Consider the following 19,507-nt stretch of genomic DNA (forward strand, 5'->3'; position numbering starts at 1 on the left):
GCCGGCTCCTACAGATTATTTCAGGTTACCACTCAGGAACTGTTGCAAACGCTCACTCTTCGGATTACCCAGCACGTCCTCGGGTGCGCCTTGTTCTTCCACCAGGCCTTTGTGCAGAAATAGCACTTGGCTCGATACTTTGCGCGCGAAGCTCATTTCGTGGGTCACCATGATCATGGTGCGGCCTTCCTCGGCCAGGCCTTGGATGACCTTCAATACTTCACCCACCAATTCCGGGTCGAGGGCCGAGGTGGGTTCGTCGAATAGCATGACCTCCGGTTCCATCGCCAGGGCGCGGGCGATGGCGACGCGTTGCTGCTGGCCGCCGGACAGGAACGCGGGGTATTGATCGGCCACGCGCGCCGGCAAACCCACCTTGTCCAGGTAGCGACGGGCGCGGTCTTCGGCGTCCTTTTTGCTGCAACCCAGCACCCGGCGCGGGGCCATGGTGATGTTTTCCAGCACGCTCATGTGGCTCCACAGGTTGAAGTGCTGGAAGACCATGGCCAGGCGCGTGCGCAAGCGCTGCAGTTCGGCGTCATCGGCCACGCGCATGCCGTGGCGGTCACTGACCATGCGGATCGGCTGGCCGTCGAGGGTCATGGCGCCGTCGTTGGGCGTTTCCAGGAAGTTGATACAGCGCAAGAAGGTGCTCTTGCCCGAGCCGCTGGCGCCGATGAGGCTGATCACGTCGCCGGTCTTGGCCTTGAGCGAAACACCTTTGAGCACCTCATTGTCGCCATAGCTTTTATGCAGGCCTTCAACGGTCAATTTGTACATGGGGCATGCATCCTTAAGGCGAAAGTAGATAGCCGCTGCGGTAGGCCTCGGTGCCAGCGACATGGCCGATGACCATCCCGGCAGTGGCCATGCGGCGCAGCGAACGGGCGTAAAGCAGGCCGGCCTTTTGGCAGTGCACGGGCGTTACGCGGTCGGAAATGGGGTCGATGATTTCGGCGATCAGTTGCCCGGCTTCCAGGTATTCACCCGGCAGGGCGCTGAACACCAGCAGGCCGCCCACCGGGGTCGCCACCGGTTCAACGCCGGCCAGCGGCGTGGCCGGGTAGGGTAGGTCGGGCAGCGGTGCGGCATCGCCTGCAATGGCGCCGAAGTGAATCAGGTAATCGATGATCGCCTGGCAGTCGAGGCTCGCCAGGCCATGGTTGACGTCACCCTGGCCGCGCAGCTCGACGGTGACCGAAAAGCTGCCCATGGGGATCGGGAAACGCTCGCCGAAACGTTGCTGCAACTGCCACCACACCAGGGTGAAACACTCATCGAAGGATTGTCCGCCGGAATCGGTCGCGAGCAAATTGGCCTCCGAACCGATATAGCGCGCCAACGGCTCCACCTGCGGCCAGGCCTCGGGGGTGGTGTACAGGTGCGCCACCGCTTCGAAGTCGCAGTGCAGGTCCAGCACCATATCGGCATCGCAGGCCAGGCGTTGCAGCACCAGGCGTTGGGATTGCAATTGGGTGTCGGCACGCTGCGCGGCGAGGGTGGAGGACAGCGCGGAGCGCACCAGCTCGACGTTTCGCCGGGGATCGTCCCCCAGCCGTTCCTCGATCTGGTCACCCACCGCTTCACTGAGGTCGACAAACAGGCGATTAAAGTTTTGCCCGCTCTCCAGCTCGTAGCGGCCCAGCGGGATATCCATCAACACCTGCTCCAGGCCCACCGGATTGGCGATGGGCACCAGCACGATCTCGCTGCGCAGGCGCCCGGCTGCTGCCAACTCTGCCAGGCGGAGCTTGAGGTGCCAGGCCACCAGCATGCCCGGCAGCTCATCGGCATGCAGCGATGACTGAATGTAGATCTTGCCCTCGGCCTGTTCCGGGCCGAAGTGAAAACTGTGAATCTGCCGCGCCGTGCCTGGCACCGGCGCGATCAGCTCATGGACGTGATGCCGCATGAATGCTCCTGAAAATGAAAAGCTGCTTAATGGCTCGGCCCGAGGAAAGCCAGCCAGCGGCGCTCTGCCAGACGAAACAGACCGACCAGGGCAAAGGTCACGGTCAGGTAGATCAGCGCAGCGATACCGAATGATTGAAAGGTCATGAAAGTAGCCGAGTTGGCATCCCGCGCCACTTTGAGGATGTCCGGGATCGTCGCGGTGAAGGCCACCGTGGTCGAGTGCAGCATCAGGATCACTTCATTGCTGTAGTAGGGCAGCGAACGACGCAACGCCGACGGCATGATCACATAGGCGTACAACTTCCAGCCGCTCAAGCCGTAGGCCTTGGCCGCCTCGACTTCACCATGGGCCATGCTGCGGATCGCCCCGGCGAAGATCTCCGTGGTGTAGGCACAGGTGTTGAGAGCAAACGCCAGGATGGTGCAGTTCATCGCATCGCGGAAAAACGCATCCAGCAACGGCTGCTCGCGCACGGCGGCGATGCTGTAGATGCCGGTGTAGCAGATCAGCAACTGGATATAGAGCGGCGTGCCCCGAAACAGGTAGGTGTAGAACTGCACCGGCCAGCGCACCAGGCGCTTGCGCGACACACGGGCGATGGACAGCGGGATCGACACCAGGAAGCCGATGACCAGGGCTGCGGTGAGCAGCCACATCGTCATGGCCAGCCCCGTGATGTGCTGGCCGTCGCTATAAAGGAAGGGGCGCCAGTATTCCTGCAAGAGTTCGATCATCGTACGGCCTCCCGGGCGCCGGCGGAGTAGCGACGTTCAAGGCGGCGCAGGACAAAGTTGGACGCGCTGGTGATCAACAGGTAGATCAGCGCGGCGAGTACGAGGAAATAGAACAGCTGGTAAGTGCTCTTGCCGGCGTCCTGGGCCGCCTTGACCAGGTCGGCCAGGCCGATGATCGACACCAGGGCCGTGGCCTTGAGCATCACCATCCAGTTATTGCCGATACCCGGCAAGGCAAAGCGCATCATCTGCGGGAAGGTCACGTAGCGAAACCGCTGGCCGCGCTTTAGCCCATAAGCCGTGGCGGCTTCCAGTTGGCCGCGCGGTACCGCGAGGATCGCGCCGCGAAAGGTCTCGGTGAAGTACGCACCGTAGATAAAGCCCAGGGTGATCACCCCGGCGCTGAATGGGTCGATCTCGATGTATTCCCATTCCATGAAGTCGGTGAGGCCGGTCAACCAGGTTTGCAGGCTGTAGAAAATCAGCAGCATCAGCACCAGGTCGGGCACTCCGCGGATCAGCGTGGTGTAGAGCTGGGCGGGGATGCGCAGGAAGGGCAGGCTGGAAAGTTTGGCGCTGGCGCCAATCAGCCCCAGCAATACGCTGACGGCCAGCGACAGCACCGACAACTTGATGGTCATCCAGGTGCCTTGCAGCAACAGCGGGCCGAAACCCTTCAGGCTGAGCGCGCTCAACCCGAGGGTTTGCAACAATTCTTCGAACATAAATCAGGACCTATGGCGATAAAAAAGCGCCCCTCCAGGGGAAGGGCGCTCCAGGCATTATTTGCCGCTGTACAGGTTCAGATCGCCAAAGTGTTTCTTCTGGATGGTGGCGTAGGTGCCATCATCGTGTAACGCTTTGATACCTTTATCCAAAAGCGCCTTCAGCTCAGTGTTACCTTTTTTGATACCGATGGCGGTTTTCGACGGCAGCAATGGGTCGTCGATGGCTGCGCTGACTTCATAACCGGCGCCTGCCGGCGATTTCAGGAAGCCCAGTTCGGCTTGCAGCATGTCCTGCACGGATGCGTCGAGACGCCCGGAGGTCAGGTCGGCATACACCTGGTCCTGGTTGGCGTAGGCCTTGGTGGTCACACCGGCTTTATCCAGTACGGCCTTGGCGTAGGCTTCCTGGATGGTGCCTTGCTCGTAACCCACGGATTTGCCCTTGAGGGACTCAGGCGTCGAGTAGCCAGCACCTTTCTTGAACACCAGCGAAGTCGGGCCGGAGAACAGTTCACTGGAGAAGTCGATGGCCTTTTCACGCACCGGGGTCACGGTCATGGACGAAATCACGCCGTCGAACTTGTTGGCCTTGAGGCCTGGAATCATGCCGTCGAAATCACTTTCGACCCACTTGCACTTCACTTTCAGCTCGGCGCAGATCGCATTGCCCAGGTCGATATCGAAGCCTACCAGGCTGCCGTCGGCGGCCTTGGATTCGAACGGCGCGTAGGACGGATCGACACCAAAACGCAGTTCCTTGTATTCCTTGGCCAGCGCGGTACCTGCGGCCATGCACAGAGCCAGTGCAGAAAGGGTCAGCAATGCTTTTTTCATTATGTAATCCCTGGAAACCAAGATAAGCGCTTGTGGCGCGTTTAGGACTGTTACTGAACGGTGTCAGACGGATCACAAGTAGCAATTTCTGCACCATAGTTCCGAATGTAGTTCCGAATGGTCGTTTTAAAAGGTGGGACAAGGGAGAGCTGAGTGTAGGAGATGCCCGAAAATGGGCGCGCAAAAAACAGTGCACCAATTTGGTTCTGGCGCAGATCAATAATGTCGGAGCTGGCTTGCCTGCGATGGCGGTGGATCAGCGAATTCATTTTTCACTGACACGCCGCCATCGCAGGCAAGCCAGCTCCCACAAGGATTTGTGCCATTTTTAACCAGGAATCAGGTCAGGAGGTCTTGCAGGGTGGCGAGGTTGTCAGCGTCTTCCACGGTTTTATCCTGCCGCCACCGCAACATCCGTGGAAACCGCACCGCAATCCCACTCTTGTGCCGCTTGGACAGGGCAATGCCTTCGAACCCCAGTTCGAACACCATGCTCGGGGTAACACTGCTCACCGGGCCGAACTTTTCCACCGTGGTCTTGCGCACAATCGCATCGACCTTGCGCATCTCTTCGTCGGTCAGGCCGGAGTAGGCCTTGGCGAATGGCACTAGCGTGCGTTCGCTGCCGGGCGGGCCGTCCCACACGGCAAACGTGTAGTCGCTGTAGAGGCTGGCGCGTCGACCATGACCGCGTTGGGCATAGATCAACACCGCATCGACGCTGAACGGGTCCACCTTCCACTTCCACCACACGCCCATGTCCTTGGTACGGCCCACGCCGTACAGGCCATCGCGTGCTTTAAGCATCATGCCTTCCACACCGAGACTGCGCGAGGCTTCGCGTTGTTCGGCCAGTTCTTCCCAGGTTGCACCGGTCAACAGGGGAGATGCCAGTAATACCGGCTGGTTGCACTGGTCAATTACCTGCTCAAGTTGCGTGCGACGCTCAGCCTGGGTGTGGTTGCGCCAATCGTCGCCCTGATGTTCCAGCAGGTCGTAAGCCAGCACCGCAACTGGCGCGTCCTCCAGCACTTTTTTGCTCAGGGTCTTGCGCCCAATCCGTTGTTGGAGCAGCGCGAACGGCTGTACCGCGTCTTTCCACACCACGATTTCGCCGTCGATCACCGTGCCGTCGGGCAAGCCGCTTACCAAGCTATGCAGTTCGGGGAAGCGCTCAGTCACCAATTCTTCGCCACGCGACCAGATCCACAGGCGGCCGTCACGTTTCACCAACTGCGCGCGGATGCCATCCCACTTCCATTCCACTTGCCAGTCGGCGGGAGAGCCAAGCAAATCGTTGAATTGCTCCACTGGTTGCGCCAAACCATGGGCGAGAAAAAACGGATAAGGCTGCCCGCCGCGTTGCGCATGTTCGTCGGGCGATTCGGCGGCGATGAGCTTGAGATAACCCTGCGGCGTAGGACGGTTAGACAGATCGGTGTAGCCCACCATCCGTTGCGCCACGCGCTTGCTGTCCAGATCGGCCATTGCGGCGAGGGCGCGGGTGACCAGTAGCTTGGACACGCCCACACGGAAGCTGCCGGTGATCAACTTGATGCAGACCATCAGGCTGGGTTGATCCAGTTGCGCCCATAACGCAGGTAGACGCTCGGCCAATTCCAAGGGCGGCAAGCCACGCAGGGGCAGGAGTTTTTCCTCCAGCCACACCGCCAGGCCGTCCTCCGAGGTGTAGGTAGATTCCGGCAGCAGCAGGGAAATGGTTTCTGCCAGATCGCCCACTGATTGGTAGCTTTCTTCAAACAACCACGGCTCGATACCCGATGCTTCAGTGGCCATGTCCCGCAGCAGGCGCGTCGGCACCAGTTGCCGAGGGCGTCCGCCGGAAAGGAAATACACGGCCCAGGCCGCATCTTCCGGCGCAGCATCGCGGAAGTAGGCTTGCAGCGCGGCCAGCTTGGCGTTGCTGGAGGTGGTGGCGTCGAGGTTGGCGTACAGCTCGGCGAAGGCCTTCATGCGCTGGCCTCCTCTTCGTCATCGCCGTATTCAGTGGTGAAACCCTGAGCATCCAGGCCTTTTTCCCGCAGGTGGCGCACCAACACGCCAACGGAACCGTGGGTAACCATCACCCGCTCGGCGCCGGTTTGCTCGATGGCCCACAACAGGCCGGGCCAGTCGGCGTGGTCCGAAAGCACGAAGCCACGGTCGACCCCGCGCCGCCGACGGGTACCACGCAGGCGCATCCAACCGCTGGCGAAGGCGTCGCTGTAGTCGCCGAAACGCTTGATCCAACTGCTGCCGCCTGCGGACGGCGGGGCGATGATCAGGGCCTGGCGCAACAGCGGGTCGGTTTTCTTGAAGTCACCGGCGTAGAGGGTTTCAGGAATATAGATGCCGGCCTCGCGGTACACCCGGTTCAACGGCTCGACCGCGCCGTGGCTGAGGATCGGACCAATGCTGGCGTCGATGCCATGCAGGATCCGCTGGGCCTTGCCGAAGGAGTAACAGAACAACACGCTGGCCTTGCCGGCGGCGATATTCGCCTGCCACCAATCGTTGATCCCGGCGAAGATCTGCGCCTGGGGCTGCCAGCGGTAGATCGGCAGGCCGAAGGTCGACTCGGTAATAAAGGTATGGCAGCGCACCGGTTCGAAGGGCGCGCAGGTGCCGTCGGGCTCGACTTTGTAGTCACCGGATGCGACCCAGACTTCGCCCCGGTATTCCAGGCGCACCTGGGCCGAACCCAAGACATGCCCGGCGGGGTGAAAACTCAAGGTGACGCCGTGGTGAACCAGTGTCTCGCCGTAGGCCAGGGTCTGCAGGTTGATGTCCTGGCCCAGCCGTGAACGCAGGATGCCTTCGCCGGGGGCTGCCGCCAGGTAGTGCTGGTTGCCGGTGCGGGCGTGGTCGCCATGGGCGTGGGTGATGACCGAGCGCTCCACCGGGCGCCAGGGGTCGATGTAGAAATCTCCGGCGGGGCAGTAGAGGCCTTCGGGGCGGGCGATGACAAGGTCCATGGGCGTGCCGGGGGCGATGGGCTTATCAGGTAGGAGGCGGGCGGGCGATGAGAAGTTCGATTAACTATTGTAGTGAGCGGGCTTGTTGTGGTGAGCGGGCTTGCCCCGCGCTGGGGCGCGAAGCGGCCCCAATCCAGTCAACGCATGCTTCCAGTCAGAAACAGGTCGCCTGGTTTTAGGGCGGCTTCGCGCCCCAGCGCGGGGCAAGCCCGCTCACCACAGTAAAAACCCGCCCCACACTTGCCGGATTATTTGCCCGGCGTCAGGGTCAACCGAGCCTTCCCATACACCTTCTCGAAGTTCTGCGGTTGCATCGGGAAGCTCAGGTATTGCGCCTTGAGCGACGGGTCGATGCCGTTGGCATAGTTCGGGCTGGCCGGGTTGCCGGACTGGCCGGTGCCACCCTGGCCCATCATCGGTTCCACCTGGCCAAAGTCGACGATCATGCGCAGTGCCGGTACCTGGGTGGTGGTGAAGTCCTGGCCCCAGCTGTACGGCGCCGGGTTCAAGGTGTTGTGGTCGCCACCGGACGCCAGTGGGCCGCGAATCACCTGGCCATTGGTGTTTTTCCAAGTGGTGGTGTGCAGTTTGCCCCACTGCCAGGCCTTGTGATCGGCCCCCAATTGGCTATCACCGGCAGTGATCGCAGCGGCCAGGCTGCGGGCGAGGATCGCCGGTTTGTCTTCCTTCTGCGGGGTGCGCACGTCATCCCAGAACGGGCTGTCTTCACGGCCCAGCAAGTGGTCGGCCTGGGCGGCGTAGGACAGGCTGGCATTGCTGACAAAAGCCTTCCAGCTGGCGCTGTTTTCCGGGCCGAGTTCGTCGAGGAAGATCTGCTTGGTGCTTTCCTGCAGGAACAGCTCGTAGAGCGCCGCGTCGGCGGAGGTGGACGCCAGGCGACCGTCGAACGCCATCAGACGAGCCAGCACTTCACGTGCCTTGGCCTGGTCGGCGGCAGGCAGCGCGTCAATCGCCTGTTTCAGCGGCTGGGCCATACCCGGTGCCTGGAACAGGGTCTTGAGCTTGGCAGCAAAAGTGGTGGTCTGGTCGTACTGCATGGCAATCACGCTGCGGCTGTCATGCTTGCCGGCATTGGCCAATTGCGCCAGGCGCTCGCTGCGTTCCGGGGCGTCCCACGAGTTGGACAGCTGCATGCCGTAACCGCGCGGCGCGGTACGCTGGTTGGCGGTGCCGATCCAGCCTTGGGCCGGGTCCTGGTCATAGGGGTGCAGCATCGCGTCGGCGTAACCGTCCCAATCGAAGCGCGTGTCCCAGCCCGGCGAGGGCAGCAGGCCTTCGCCTTCGCGGCGGTTGGGGAAGCGGCCAGTGACTTGCCAGCCAATGTTGCTGGCGTCGGCAAACACCATGTTCAGCGCAATGGCGCGAATCTCGCGGGTTGCGTCCGAGGCCTTGCCGGCGTTCTGCGCGCGGGACAGGTCGAAGAACGCATCCAGGCTCTTGTCGTCCTTGAAGTCGGCAGTTTGCAAGGCCAGGCCCAGGCCGGTGGTCAGCGCCTGGCTGCTGTTGAGCAGGGCGCCGTGACGGGTTTCGTACACCACTTCGCGAATCGAGCGTTGGCCTTTGATGAAGAAGGTTTCGTTACGCACGCCGGCCGGCAGCCATTTGCCGTTGTTCTCGTAGTACAACGCGCTGCCCTGGCGTCTGACTTTTTCCAGGAACAGGTCCTGGGTGTCGCCCTTGACTGTGCTCATGCTCCACGCGACCTTGCCGTTGAAACCGGACAGCAGGGTCGGCAGGCCGGCAATCGAGGTGCCCACGGCCTGGTACTTCGGTGCGCGGATCTGCACGTAGCTCCACGGAGACGGTGCTTGCGGCTGGGCGGCGAGGTCGCCTGCCAGCAGGCTTTTGCCACTGCGACTGCGTTGTGGGCCGATCGCCCAGTTGCTCGACGTGGTCACCGCCAGTGAATTGAGGCTGCTCAGTTGCTGGCCGACCGCGTCGAGCCCGGCCAAGCCGGTGATCTGGCCCAGGTTCACGCCCTTGAGTTTCTCGGCCTCGGCCAGCGGGATCGCTTCGTCCGGCGCACTTGGGGTGAGCCACGCGAGTTTGTCGACGCCGACTTTCTGCGCCAGCACCAGCGACGAAATTTCTTCCTGCAGGTTAGCCGATTCGCTGAAATTCAGCAGGCAGAACAGCAGTGCCGAGTCTTCCGGCTTCCAGTACTCGGGCTTGTAGCCGGTCTGTGCCAGGTCTGGCGGCAGCTTGTCGCGGTAGCGGAACAGGTAGGCATTGACGCCACGCGCATACACTTCGAAGAAGCGTTTGAGGCGCGGACTCGACGCGTTATACAACTCGCCGGCGCTTTTTTTCAGGTTGACCGCACGCATGAAGCGGTCGACATCCAGCACCTCGGGCCCGGACATTTCTGCCAGGCGGCCCTGGGCCAGCAGGCGCAGGGTGACCATCTGGGTGATGCGGTCGCTGGCGTGCACATAACCGAGGCTGAACAGCGCGTCGTGGAAGGTGTTGCTTTCGATCAACGGCATGCCCTGGGCATTGCGGCGTACCGATACGTTCTGCGCCAAGCCTTTGAGCGGCTGTACGCCAGCGACCGGGGGCAGGGTGTCCTGGGTGCTCTGGAGCTGGCAACCGGCCAGGCTTAATGCACTGGCCACTGCCGCGGCAACGCCGAACCGGGGAAGAAAATGTGAGAGGGCTGGCGAGGCCATGGCAAAGCTCCTGCGGGGGTAGCGTCAGTAAAGGCGCTACGTTAGTGAGCGCGGCGAAACGACGCAAGCGGGAGTTTGGGTTAACCGTTAGATCTTGAGTCTTGCACAGAATAATGTGGGAGCGGGCTTGCTCGCGAAGGCGGAGTGTCAGTCACTGAATATGTCGACTGACAGATCGCCTTCGCGAGCAAGCCCGCTCCCACATTTGGACCGAGCAAGGCTTCAACTCAGGATTTGGGCGGGTTCACTTTCTGCACCAGCTCATACGCGCGCACTGTTGCCGGCCGCTCCTTGATGCTGTTGAACCAGCGATGCAGGTGTGGGAAGTCTTCCAGGCGCTGGCTCTGCCACTTGTGGGAAACAATCCATGGGTAGATCGCCATATCGGCGATGCTGTAGTCCTCACCCGCTACGAACGCACGGTCCGCCAGGCGCCGGTCGAGCACGCCGTAAAGACGCGCGGTTTCGTCCACATAACGCTTGATCGCGTAGGGGATTTTCTCCGGCGCGAACTGGCTGAAGTGATGATTCTGGCCGGCCATCGGGCCCAGGCCGCCCATTTGCCAGAACAGCCATTGCAGCGCTTCCTGGCGACCACGCAGGTCTTTGGGAATGAACTGGCCGGTTTTTTCCGCGAGGTACAACAGGATGGCGCCGGATTCAAACAGCGAAATCGGCGCGCCACCGTCGGTCGGATCCTGATCGACGATGGCTGGAATGCGGTTGTTGGGAGCGATCTTCAGGAAGTCAGGCTTGAACTGTTCGCCCTGGCCGATATTGATCGGGTGCACCTTATAGGGCAGGCCGGCTTCTTCCAGGAACAGCGATACTTTGTGACCGTTGGGGGTGGTCCAGTAATACAGGTCGATCATGAAGCTCTCCAAAAGTGGTGATGCTTGAGCGAATGCCTGTAGGTATAGGTAATGTTGGGTGTGCGAAAATTCAATGAAACATTTGCGCATACCCTTAGAAGCAAATTAAAAGGCGCCGTCCACCAACACCTGCACGGTGTGCTGCGAACAGCGCTCGATGCGTGCCCGCACGCGATACACCTCGGCAAACAGCAGTGGGTTAAGCACGTCGTTCGCTGCACCGCTGGCATACAAGCGTCCCTGGCGCAGCACGGCAATATGGTCGGCGTAGCGTGCGGCGAGGCTGATGTCGTGCAGCACCACCACGGCAATCAGGTTGTGTTCGCGCACCAAATCGCGCACGCAATCCATGACTTTCAGTTGGTAATTGAGGTCGAGGGCGCTGGTGGGTTCGTCCAGCAGCATCACCTGCGGGCGACGCGCGATGAGTTGGGCGAGGCTGACCAATTGGCGTTGGCCACCGGAGAGCGTGCTTAACAGCTCATCGGCCAAATGCGCGATACCAATACGCTGCAACGCCTCGAACGCTTCGCGCAGGCAGGCATCGCTGGACAGCGCAGTGCCCTCGACATTGGCCACGCGCAAGGCGGCGATCACGCTTTCCATCACGCTGAGGCTCAGGCCTGGCGGCAGGTTCTGCGGCATGTAGGTCACCCGCCGCGCGCGCTCGGCGACAGACATGGCCGACAGGTCAAGGTCACCCAATCGTACAACGCCTTGCATCTTTTCCAGCCCGGCCACGGCACGCAGCAGGGTGGACTTGCCCGCGCCGTTAGGGCCGATCAGAGCGGTCAGGCTGCCGTGGGGCAGGGTGGGCAGGCTCAGGTCGTGCACGATCTGCCGGCGCCCGTAACTCACATTGGCGTTGTGTACCGATAAGCCTGCACTCATAACTGCCTCCCCCGCTTGAACACCAACACCACGAAAATCGGTACGCCCACCAAGGCGGTGACAATCCCCACCGGCACTATCACGCCGGGCATGATCAGCTTGCTGGCAATCGACGACAGCGACAGCAGCAACGCGCCGGTCAGGGCGCTGGCCGGCAACAGGAAGCGTTGATCTTCGCCCACCAGGATCCGCGCGATATGCGGACCTACCAGGCCGATAAAACCGATGGTGCCTACAAAGGCCACGGCGGTGGCCGACAGCAGGCTGATGCGCAGCAACGAGAAAAACCGCAGGCGCTTCACGTCCACGCCAAAACTTTGCGCGCGGTCTTCACCCATGCGCAACAGGGTCAGGCGCGGTGCGGCGGCAAAGGAAAACGGCAGCACCACCGCGACCACCAGCGCCAGGATGCCGAGCTTGTCCCAGTTGGCGCGGGTCACACTGCCCAACGTCCAGAACACCAACTGTTGCAACACGTCTTCGGTGGCCACCAGTTGCAACAGGGCGACCACCGCGTTGCAACTGAACACCAGGGCGATGCCGAACAACACCAGGCTTTCTACCCCTGCGCCACGCAGGCGTGACATGGCTTGCAGCAAAAACACCGACGCCGCAGCGAAGATGAAGGCCGAGAGGGAAATCGCGGTATTGGCCGACACCCACAGGGTGGTCACCGGAAACACAATCACCAATGACGCCCCCAACGCCGCCGCCGACGACACGCCGAGGGTAAACGGGCTGGCCAGCGGGTTGTTGAGGATCGCCTGCATCTCGGCCCCGGCCAGCGACAGCGCGCACCCGACCAACACCGCCATCAGCGCGTAGGGCAGGCGCACGTTCCAGATGATCACCTGGTCGGTGGCGCTCAGGTGCGAGGGGTGCAGGATGCCGTCGAGCAAGGCCAGCAGGCCCATACCCGAGGGGCCGCTGGCAAGGTCCACGAGGATGGCGCACGCCAGCGCCGTACCGAGCAGGCCCAGCAGCCAGGCGCGCCGCGCCAACAGGCGACGGTAGCCGTGGGTGGCGCTGGCAAGGTCGAGGGTTTGAGTGGTCATTGGGCTCACACAATTTCGAAAACAATAAAGATCTAAATGTGGGAGCGAGCTTGCCCGCGATAGCGGAGTGTCAGTCACTGAATGAGGTGACAGAGACACCGCTTTCGCAGGCAAGCCAGCTCCCACACTGACTGCATTCCAATAGGGCGATAAACGTTACTTGGGCTTGCTGTCGATCCAATAGGCACCCTGCAACGGCATCCTCAGGAATTGCGCGTTGATCTGGTTCATGGTCGCCTGCGGATCCAGCTTGGCGAACAGCTCTGGGTGCACCCATTTGGCCAACGATTCAATCGCCAGCAGGTTGTACGGTGAGTTATAGAAGTCATGCCACAGGCCGTGGGCATTGCCCTCACGGATTGCACGAAGATTGGCGAATTCGGGACGCGCCAATACCCGGTCCAGCGCCTCGTGGGCTTCATCTGCGCCAACACCCGCGCCCAAGATCAAGCCGGGCTGGCGGTTGCCGGTGGCTATATACACATCCGGGTCGGCCTTGAGCGCGTACTCGACGCTGATATCGCCCAACGCACCCGGCACCACGCCAGCGGCGATATTGCGCCCGCCGACCAGTGCGATCAGTTCGCCCATGCCACTCTTGCCGGTGGTATGCCCCGGCGCTTGCCAAACGCCGGCCAGCAGTTCGAGGAACACACTCGGGCGCGGCCCCGCCGGCAAGGTGGCGACCGCATCGGTGATCACCTTGATGTGCTGGTCATAGAAACCCAGGAACGCCTTGGCCTGGGCTTCACGCCCCAATGCCTGGCCCAGCGCAGTCATGCTGGTGTGAGTGCCCTGCACCGGGTTGATGCGGAAGTCGACGAACACCACCGGAATGCCCGCCTTGGCCAGCACATCGGCGACCGGACTGTGTTCGGTGGGGCCGTGACCGGAAATGCTGAACACTGCCAGGTCAGGTTTCAGCGAAAGGATTTCCTCGGCGCTGACGCTTTGTTCCGACGCTTGCCCGATCAACGGGATGTCTTTCACTGTGGGAAATTTCGCCACGTAGGCGTTGTAGGTGTGTTGGTCGAGCAGGCGCAAATCGTTCTGCCAGCCGACGATGCGCTGGAAGGGCGCGTCCTTGTCCAGCAACGCAAACGCCGAAATCAGCCGGCCTTCACCTAGGACAACGCGCTTTACGGTGTCAGCCACTTCGACCTTGCGGCCCAGCACGTCGGTGACTTCATGGGCGGCAGCGGTTTCAGCGTGGCCAAGGACCAGGGCTCCGAACAGCACACCCAGCTTGAGCAGGTGACGGGGTTTCAACATGGCAGGGACTCCAGGTGAAGGCGGCGCATCAGACATCGCTCCAGCGCCGCAACAGGTTGTGATAAGCGCCGCTCAGTTGCAGCAGCGCGTGGTGGTCGGCGTGTTGGGCGGTGAGGGTCTGGATGGCGACGTCCATGTCCAATAGCAACTGGCGCTGGCTGTCTTCGCGCACCAGGCTTTCGATCCAGAAAAAACTGGCGAGGCGCTCGCCACGCGTCACCGGGTTGATCTTGTGCAAGCTGCTGCCGGGATAGATCAGCAGGTGGCCGGCGGGCAGCTTCACCGCGTGCTCGCCGAAGGTGTCGCGGATCACCAGTTCGCCGCCGTCATAGCGGGCCGGGTCGGCCAGGAACAGGGTGGCGGAGATGTCGGTGCGCACCCGTTCGCGCACGCCCTTGAGGCCGCGAATGGCATTGTCGATATGCCAGTCGAACGCCTCGCCGCCGCTGTAGCGGTTGAACAACGGCGGGTAGATGCGCTTGGGCAAGGCGGCGGACATAAACAGCGCGTTGTCCGATAGCCGCGCCAGGATCTGTTCGCCAATGCGAATGGCCACCGGCGAATCCTGCGATAACTGCCGGTTGTTTTTCGCCATGGCCGAGCGCTGCCCGGCCGTCACCCTGCCGTCCACCCAGGGCTGATCGAGCAAGGCGGCCACGGTGGTGTCGACTTCGCTGGCACTGAGCAATGCCGGGATTTCGATCAGCACGGGTCAGAACTCATAGTCGACGCTGGCGGTGAGGGTGCGCCCGGCGCCTGGGATGCCGTAGAGCTGGAAGCCGTCGAGGGACGCGCCGACCTGGCTGTAATAAAACTTATTGAACACGTTGTTGAGGTTGAGGTTGACCGTGGTGTCCTTGTTCACCTTGTATTGCGCGGCCAGGTTGCTCAGCCAGTAGCCGGGGGCTTTTTCGTGGTCGCGGGTGTAGATCGCATACACGCCGGACGGGCCGTTGGCGTAGCTGCTGTTGTTGTTCAAGCCACCGACGTATTTATTGTCGGTGTAGCGGCGTCGACCCACGTATTGCTCGCCGTAGCTGAGGCTCAGGGCGTCGGTGACGGCGTAGGTGGTCCACAGGTTGGCGGTCAGGTCGGGCACGTTCTTGGCTTCGGCGCCTTTGTTGATGCCTTTGGTCTGGGTGCTCTTGAGTGCCGAAAAACCACTGTAAGCAGTCCAGCGCGGGGTGATATTGCCTTGCAGGCCCAACTCGATACCGTCGACCCGTTTGGCGGGCAGGGCGCGTACCGGAGCGGATTCGCCGTCCTGGTATTCCCAGGCATTGTCCAGTTCGGTGCGGAAGATCGCCGCCGTGACGTTGAGCCTGTCGTGGGCGATGTCCCACTTGGTGCCCAGTTCGTAGGTCTTCGATTTGGCCGGGCTGTAGTTGCTGGTAGTCGCTGCGCCGTAGATCTGGTTGTTGGTCGACGCACCCAACGCCGACGGCTGCGCCGCCTCGCTGTAGGATACATAGAGGCTGCCGTTGGGCAACGGCTTGAACACCGCGCCGACCCGACCGCTGACGGCACCGTCGGTACTGCTGATCGTGGCCTGGCCGCGCTGGCGGGTTTGCGCACGCCAGTTGTCGTAGCGCAGCGACCCCAGCACTTGCCACTGCTCGTTGAGGGTGATCGTGTCGCCCAGGTAGAGACCGGCGTTGTCGATCACCGAGCGCGGGTCGCCTTCGCCTTTGGTCACGTAGGTGCTGGCGAAGCTGTGGCTGGGGTCGTTCATGTCGAAGAGCATGTCGCCAGCCGGCACTTTGGCGTTACGTTTCAGCCCGCCGTAGGTCTCGTGATAGAACTCAAGGCCGCTGACCACCGCGTGCTGCAGGCTGCCGGTGGTGAGGTTGAAATTGAAGTCGGTCTGGTTGTCGAGGATGGTGTAGCGCTTGGACAGGCCGAAGTCGCTGCCGCGCAGGATGCCGTAGGCGGTGTTGCTGTTATTCACGTAGTCGGTGTAGGCATTCACCGTGCTGCCCGGTACTTGGCTGATAGGGCCTACACCGGTGTAGCCCAGGGTCGCACAGCGCGTGCCGGTGCAGGTCTTCTGGCCATTGGCGTTGGCAGCGAAGAAGCGCGCCGGGGAGAGCACGGCAAAATTGTCGCTGCGTTCCCAGCGGGTCTGGTTGCGCAGGTTGGCGTCGTTCCAGTCGAAGTCATGCTCGAAGCGTGCCGTGAGCGAGGTGGTTTTGTTTTCTTGGGTATAGAGGCTGGAGTCGCCGTACCAGTTGGAGCGTTTCACGCCCGGCATGCGGTCGCCATTTGTCCCACGCTGGATCGGCACGCCGCCGTCTGGGGTATTGGTGTCTTTCTGATAGAAGGTGTCGACGAAGAACCGCGTATCGGTGCCCAGGCCGAAGCCGAACGAGGTGGCGATGCCCCAGCGGTCATAGTCCATGTCGTCGCGCTCGGCCACCTGGTTGTAGTGCTTCATCAGGTTGATGCGCACGGCGCTGGTGTCGTTCAGCTGTTTATTGAGGTCGGCCGTGAGGCGGCGGTAGCTGTCGGTGCCGATCCCGGCCGAGACTTTGTTGGCATCGCCCAGGTGCGCTTCCTTGCTGACCAGGTTGACGCTGCCACCCACGGCAGACACCCCGGACTCGATGGACCCGGTGCCCTTGAACACTTCCGCCTGTTGCAGGTTGAACGTATCGGTGCGCGTCGACATGCCCGCATCGCGCACGCCGTCGACGGTCAGGCTCTGCTCGGAAGAAAATCCGCGAATCGAAAACAGGTCGCCCCAGCCCAGGTTGCCCTCACCCGACATAAAGGTAATGCCTGGCACGTTGCGCAACACTTCCTGCAAGGTCTGCGCGTTCTGCTCCTTGAGCACCTGCTGCGGCACGATGGTCACGCTTTGCGGCGCGTCCAGCAGCGGCTGGCTGATTTTCGCCGAGGTCACCCGGTCCACTTTGAAGGTGGAAGTGGCTTCGCCATCGACCTTGATTTCCGGCAGGCTCAGCACCGAGTCGTTGGAGGTGGCCGTTGGCGCATCCGCCAAGGCAACCGGGGCAACGCTGCCGGCAGCCAACAAACCGAACATCGGTGCCAGGGTGGTGTGCAGCGTGTGGCTGCGAGGTGTGGGCAATGACATGGGCAACTTCCGAGTCTAAATTACAATTACTCTCATTTAGGTTCGGTAGTCTAAAGAGCGATTTCGCCTGCCATACCCCAGGTTTGTATCGCTGATGCGTGATTATGGTTTCCTACAACATTCCATTACATTTGCGCGTGCTGCTGGCTGAACTTTCGGCTATTTGCTGCGTTTCATTGTTTTTCGGATTGACTGCCCATGGCCAAGCAAGACCACCTGCTGATCGTTGATGACGACCCGCAAATCCGCCAGTTGCTCTGCGACTACCTGAGCGATGCCGGCTTCCAGGTGTCCACTGCCGCCGACGGCAAGGAAATGCGCCGGCGCCTGGCGCTGAATGTCATCGACCTGATCGTCCTCGACCTGATGCTGCCCGGCGAAGACGGCCTGAGCCTGTGCCGCGAACTGCGGGTGAACTCAAACACGCCGGTGGTGATGCTCACGGCAAAAGGCTCGTTGATCGACCGCATCGTCGGCCTGGAAATCGGCGCCGACGACTACCTGCCCAAACCGTTTGACCCGCGTGAGCTGCTGGTGCGCATCAAGGTGGTGCTGCGTCGGGTGCAGAGCTTTCCCGACCGCGCACGCCTGGATGAAGCGCCAAGTATTCGTTTCGCCGGCTGGCAGCTCGACACGCGGGCGCGGCAATTGCTCTCGCCGGAGGGCGTGGTGGTCAGCCTCGGCAATTCAGATTACCGCGTGTTGCGCCTGCTGTTGCAGCACCCCAATCGCCCGCTGAGCCGCGATTTTCTGCTCAATCACGTGTTCGACAAGGACAGCACGCCGTTCGACCGTTCCATCGATGTGTGTGTCAGTCGCCTGCGCTCGCAACTGCCGGCGGGTCTGATCAAGACCGTGCGCAACGAAGGCTACATGCTCACCGCCGACGACGTGGTGCTGGAATCGTGAGACTGCTGCCGCGTTCGCTGTTCGGGCGGTTGGTGCTGATCCTGGTCAGCGGCATGCTTGCGGCGCAGGCCCTGACCAGCAGCATCTGGTACGACCGGCGCCATGGGCAGGTGCTGGAAATCCCCGCGCGGTTGATCGCCACGCGCCTGGCCGACGTGGTACGCCTGGTGCACAGCGACCCGCAACAGTCGGACCTGCTGATCAAGCTGCTCGACACGCCGACCTTCCGCCTGACCCTCAGCGACCAAGCCAGCAATACACCCAGCACCCTCAAGGACAGCGACCGGCCCACCGAACGGCTGATCAAGAAAGTGCTATCGGAAAAAACCGGGTACGCCCACACCCTGATCTTGTTGCGCCTGTCCCTGGTGGATGGCGATGGGCACACCGCCGGGCTGTCGACCTTGCTCGGCTCCAAGCCGGTGGTGGGGCAATTCCTGATCGACTTGCGCCTGCCCGATGGGCGCTGGTTGCAGGTGGATGCCAGCGAGGAACAGGGCTGGACCAGCACTTCGCCGCTGGACCTGTTGTTCGACTACGTCATGCGCATTTATCTGTTGCGGGTGCTGGTGCTGGTGGTGATTGCCCTGGTCGCCGTACGCCTGGCCATCCGCCCGCTCAATGCACTGGCTAAGGCGGCCGAGGCCTTGGGCCGGGATATCCAGCGCCCGCCGTTGTCAGTGGACGGCCCCACCGAAGTGCGCCGCGCAGCCCAAGCCTTCAATGCGATGCAACAGCGGCTGATCGCCAACATTGCCGAGCGCACGCGGTTCCTTGCGGCCATTTCCCACGACCTGCGCTCACCCATCACACGCCTGCGCCTGCGCACCGAGATGCTTGAGGACAATCGCACCAAGGAGCGTTTTCGCAGCGACCTGGAGGAAATGGAGCATATGGTCTCCAGTACGCTGGATTTTGTCAGCAGCGGCGAAATCAACGAGGCGCGACAAAACATCGATATCAATGCCTTGCTGCAAAGCTTGCAGGCGGATGCGGAAGATGTGGGTGAACACGTACGGATCGAGGGGCGTGCGAAACAGCCAATGCCGGGGTATGCCCGCAGCCTCAAGCGCTGTGTGCAGAACCTGCTGGAAAATGCGCTGCGTTATGGCACCGACGTGGTGGTGCGCATCGACGATCAGGCGGACAGCTTGAAGATTGTCATCAGCGACCGTGGCCCGGGGATTCCCCAGGAGCAACTCGAACAAGTGATGGAGCCGTTCTACCGCGTGGAGGGCTCACGCAACGCCGAGACCGGCGGGTATGGCTTGGGTTTGAGCATCGCTCACACCATCGCCAAGGCGCATGACGGGCGGTTGAGTTTGCGTAATCGGGAGGGAGACGGGCTGGAAGTGGAGTTGCAGTTCCGACGCAGATCCTGAGGTTCGCGCAGGGGGTTATGTAGTGAGCGGGCTTGTCCCGCGCTGGGCTGCGCAGCGGCCCCATTAAGGCCGCGGCAGTATTACAGATACAACGCGTGGTCAGTTTTTAGGGCTGCTTCGCAGCCCAGCGCGGGACAAGCCCGCTCACCACAACAA

General features: G+C 61.8%; 16 protein-coding genes. 2 read left to right on the forward strand and 14 right to left on the reverse strand.

Translation table 11 applies throughout. The features are described from left to right. Nucleotides 1-15 precede the first annotated feature (15 nt). The 14 genes from KUA23_RS06625 to KUA23_RS06690 form a co-directional block, all read right to left on the reverse strand. Nucleotides 16-780 (reverse strand): ABC transporter ATP-binding protein, encoded by a 765-nt coding sequence (locus tag KUA23_RS06625; RefSeq protein ID WP_012722621.1) that lies wholly within the window; start codon nt 778-780, stop codon nt 16-18. Nucleotides 781-793: 13 nt separating this feature from the next. Next, entirely contained in the window at nt 794-1,912 is a 1,119-nt protein-coding gene (locus tag KUA23_RS06630) for a succinylglutamate desuccinylase/aspartoacylase family protein (RefSeq protein ID WP_346356382.1), read from the reverse strand. Nucleotides 1,913-1,938: 26 nt separating this feature from the next. Continuing rightward, a complete protein-coding gene (locus KUA23_RS06635) occupies nt 1,939-2,649 on the reverse strand; it encodes an ABC transporter permease (RefSeq protein WP_078047226.1) in 711 nt (236 codons plus the stop codon). Continuing rightward, complete coding sequence (locus KUA23_RS06640; RefSeq protein ID WP_025855156.1) at nt 2,646-3,374, reverse strand: ABC transporter permease; 729 nt, start codon at nt 3,372-3,374, stop codon at nt 2,646-2,648. The genes KUA23_RS06635 and KUA23_RS06640 overlap by 4 nt, the downstream gene beginning before the upstream one ends. Before the next feature lie 57 nt (nt 3,375-3,431). Beyond that, nucleotides 3,432-4,211, reverse strand: coding sequence for a transporter substrate-binding domain-containing protein (locus KUA23_RS06645; protein ID WP_027604451.1), 780 nt, complete (start codon nt 4,209-4,211; stop codon nt 3,432-3,434). Between the two features lie 339 nt (nt 4,212-4,550). Beyond that, nucleotides 4,551-6,185 carry an ATP-dependent DNA ligase gene (locus KUA23_RS06650; protein WP_252993611.1) on the reverse strand — a complete coding sequence of 545 codons (1,635 nt, stop codon included), beginning with the start codon at nt 6,183-6,185 and terminating at the stop codon, nt 4,551-4,553. Continuing rightward, nucleotides 6,182-7,186, reverse strand: a complete 1,005-nt coding sequence (locus tag KUA23_RS06655; RefSeq protein WP_078047228.1) for a ligase-associated DNA damage response exonuclease — start codon at nt 7,184-7,186, stop codon at nt 6,182-6,184. Before KUA23_RS06655 ends, KUA23_RS06650 begins: the two co-directional genes overlap by 4 nt. A 248-nt stretch (nt 7,187-7,434) precedes the next feature. Continuing rightward, complete coding sequence (locus KUA23_RS06660; protein ID WP_252993612.1) at nt 7,435-9,876, reverse strand: penicillin acylase family protein; 2,442 nt, start codon at nt 9,874-9,876, stop codon at nt 7,435-7,437. A gap of 227 nt (nt 9,877-10,103) precedes the next feature. Beyond that, complete coding sequence (locus KUA23_RS06665) at nt 10,104-10,748, reverse strand: glutathione S-transferase N-terminal domain-containing protein (RefSeq protein ID WP_100491363.1); 645 nt, start codon at nt 10,746-10,748, stop codon at nt 10,104-10,106. A 105-nt stretch (nt 10,749-10,853) separates the two neighbouring features. After that, nucleotides 10,854-11,639 (reverse strand): ABC transporter ATP-binding protein, encoded by a 786-nt coding sequence (locus KUA23_RS06670; protein ID WP_252993613.1) that lies wholly within the window; start codon nt 11,637-11,639, stop codon nt 10,854-10,856. Beyond that, on the reverse strand, nt 11,636-12,694 hold the full coding sequence (locus KUA23_RS06675) for a FecCD family ABC transporter permease (RefSeq protein ID WP_099493751.1): 1,059 nt from the start codon (nt 12,692-12,694) through the stop codon (nt 11,636-11,638). Before KUA23_RS06675 ends, KUA23_RS06670 begins: the two co-directional genes overlap by 4 nt. Before the next feature lie 156 nt (nt 12,695-12,850). Continuing rightward, the gene (locus KUA23_RS06680; RefSeq protein WP_252993614.1) at nt 12,851-13,966 is read right to left on the reverse strand and encodes an ABC transporter substrate-binding protein; all 1,116 of its coding nucleotides are present in this window, start codon (nt 13,964-13,966) and stop codon (nt 12,851-12,853) included. A gap of 28 nt (nt 13,967-13,994) precedes the next feature. After that, nucleotides 13,995-14,675, reverse strand: a complete 681-nt coding sequence (locus KUA23_RS06685) for a Fe2+-dependent dioxygenase (RefSeq protein ID WP_252993615.1) — start codon at nt 14,673-14,675, stop codon at nt 13,995-13,997. A gap of 3 nt (nt 14,676-14,678) precedes the next feature. Then, on the reverse strand, nt 14,679-17,060 hold the full coding sequence (locus tag KUA23_RS06690) for a TonB-dependent receptor (RefSeq protein WP_252993616.1): 2,382 nt from the start codon (nt 17,058-17,060) through the stop codon (nt 14,679-14,681). A 198-nt stretch (nt 17,061-17,258) separates the two neighbouring features. Between KUA23_RS06690 and KUA23_RS06695 the strand changes: the two genes are divergently transcribed. Further along, nucleotides 17,259-17,969, forward strand: a complete 711-nt coding sequence (locus KUA23_RS06695) for a response regulator (RefSeq protein ID WP_028619233.1) — start codon at nt 17,259-17,261, stop codon at nt 17,967-17,969. Further along, nucleotides 17,966-19,351, forward strand: a complete 1,386-nt coding sequence (locus KUA23_RS06700) for an ATP-binding protein (RefSeq protein ID WP_252993617.1) — start codon at nt 17,966-17,968, stop codon at nt 19,349-19,351. The genes KUA23_RS06695 and KUA23_RS06700 overlap by 4 nt, the downstream gene beginning before the upstream one ends. Nucleotides 19,352-19,507: the final 156 nt, after the last annotated feature.

This window comes from Pseudomonas pergaminensis (assembly GCF_024112395.2).
Taxonomy (GTDB): Bacteria; Pseudomonadota; Gammaproteobacteria; order Pseudomonadales; family Pseudomonadaceae; genus Aquipseudomonas; species Aquipseudomonas pergaminensis.

Excerpts from the sequence above, each read along its gene's own strand:
- KUA23_RS06645 (WP_027604451.1), bottom strand. The coding sequence starts at position 4,211 with ATGAAAAAAGCATTGCTGACCCTTTCTGCACTGGCTCTGTGCATGGCC.
- KUA23_RS06660 (WP_252993612.1), bottom strand. The coding sequence starts at position 9,876 with ATGGCCTCGCCAGCCCTCTCACATTTTCTTCCCCGGTTCGGCGTTGCC.
- KUA23_RS06630 (WP_346356382.1), bottom strand. The coding sequence starts at position 1,912 with ATGCGGCATCACGTCCATGAGCTGATCGCGCCGGTGCCAGGCACGGCG.
- KUA23_RS06665 (WP_100491363.1), bottom strand. The coding sequence starts at position 10,748 with ATGATCGACCTGTATTACTGGACCACCCCCAACGGTCACAAAGTATCG.
- KUA23_RS06695 (WP_028619233.1), top strand. The coding sequence starts at position 17,259 with ATGGCCAAGCAAGACCACCTGCTGATCGTTGATGACGACCCGCAAATC.
- KUA23_RS06670 (WP_252993613.1), bottom strand. The coding sequence starts at position 11,639 with ATGAGTGCAGGCTTATCGGTACACAACGCCAATGTGAGTTACGGGCGC.
- KUA23_RS06640 (WP_025855156.1), bottom strand. The coding sequence starts at position 3,374 with ATGTTCGAAGAATTGTTGCAAACCCTCGGGTTGAGCGCGCTCAGCCTG.
- KUA23_RS06675 (WP_099493751.1), bottom strand. The coding sequence starts at position 12,694 with ATGACCACTCAAACCCTCGACCTTGCCAGCGCCACCCACGGCTACCGT.
- KUA23_RS06650 (WP_252993611.1), bottom strand. The coding sequence starts at position 6,185 with ATGAAGGCCTTCGCCGAGCTGTACGCCAACCTCGACGCCACCACCTCC.
- KUA23_RS06625 (WP_012722621.1), bottom strand. The coding sequence starts at position 780 with ATGTACAAATTGACCGTTGAAGGCCTGCATAAAAGCTATGGCGACAAT.
- KUA23_RS06680 (WP_252993614.1), bottom strand. The coding sequence starts at position 13,966 with ATGTTGAAACCCCGTCACCTGCTCAAGCTGGGTGTGCTGTTCGGAGCC.
- KUA23_RS06635 (WP_078047226.1), bottom strand. The coding sequence starts at position 2,649 with ATGATCGAACTCTTGCAGGAATACTGGCGCCCCTTCCTTTATAGCGAC.
- KUA23_RS06690 (WP_252993616.1), bottom strand. The coding sequence starts at position 17,060 with ATGTCATTGCCCACACCTCGCAGCCACACGCTGCACACCACCCTGGCA.
- KUA23_RS06655 (WP_078047228.1), bottom strand. The coding sequence starts at position 7,186 with ATGGACCTTGTCATCGCCCGCCCCGAAGGCCTCTACTGCCCCGCCGGA.